Genomic DNA, 954 nt, shown 5'->3' with positions numbered 1-954 from the left:
TCACCCAGTAAGCCGCTTTCCGGGCGGGCGGCGCGGGACCCCGCGCCGCCCGCTACCGTATGCGAACCCGATGAAGGAGACACATGGACGACGAAGCGGCGCAGCGGGTCGCACTGCTGCACGGCGCCTCGGCGGCCGCCGCCCGCGTGTTCACGGTGGTCCTCACCCGCAGCCCGATCAGCCGCATCGACATCGCCAAGTCCACCGGCCTGTCCCAGGCCGCCGTCACGAAAGCCGTCACCCCGCTCGTGGCCGCCGGGCTCGTGGACGACCGGCTCGGCACCCAGCGCGCGGGCCAGCCGGGCCGCCCGGTCAGCCCCATCGCCGTGATCCCGGAGGCGCTCACCGCGATCGGCGTCAAGATCAACGTCGACGAGATCATCGCGGTCGCCACCGACCTGCGCACCGGCGTCCTCGCCGGGGAGCGCGCGCCGCTGCCCGACCGCGATCCCGGCGCCGTCGTGGACGCCGTTGCCGCGGTGATCGGTAACCTCCGGGCCGCGATCGGCCCGGCCGCCGCGCGCATCGCGGGGATCGGCGTCGCCGTCTCCGGCGACGTGGACGCCGCGACCGGCGTCGTCCGCGAGTCGGGCCTCATGGGCTGGAGCGGCGTCGACCTCGGCGAGCGCCTGCGCGAGCGCCTGGAGGCGCCCGTGATCGTCGAGAACGACGTGCGCGCCTTGACGATCGGCGAGCACTGGTTCGGCATCGGCGTCGGCACCGACTCGTTCGCGATCGTCACCATCGGCCGCGGCATCGGCTCGGGCCTGCACGTCAACGGCGAGGTCGTCGAGGGCGCGTACGGGGTCGCGGGGGAGATCGGGCACCTGCCGCTCGCCGCGCCCGACCGGGTGTGCGCGTGCGGGCGCCGCGGCTGCGTCGAGGCCGTCGCGGCCTCGGCCGCCATCGCCGACGCCGTCTCGCTCGCCCACGGCCGCCCCGTCGGCATCGAGG

General features: G+C 75.7%; 1 protein-coding gene. It reads left to right on the top strand.

Translation table 11 applies throughout. The features are described from left to right. Positions 1 to 83: 83 nt before the first annotated feature. Positions 84 to 954, top strand: an 871-nt coding sequence (locus DI269_RS12955) for an ROK family transcriptional regulator (protein WP_112136543.1), incomplete at its 3' end; no start/stop codon positions are given.

The sequence above is a fragment of the Glycomyces dulcitolivorans genome, assembly GCF_003265355.1.
In the GTDB taxonomy this organism is placed as follows: domain Bacteria; phylum Actinomycetota; class Actinomycetes; order Mycobacteriales; family Micromonosporaceae; genus Glycomyces; species Glycomyces dulcitolivorans.
This window is presented reverse-complemented; position numbering and strand designations above follow the sequence as displayed.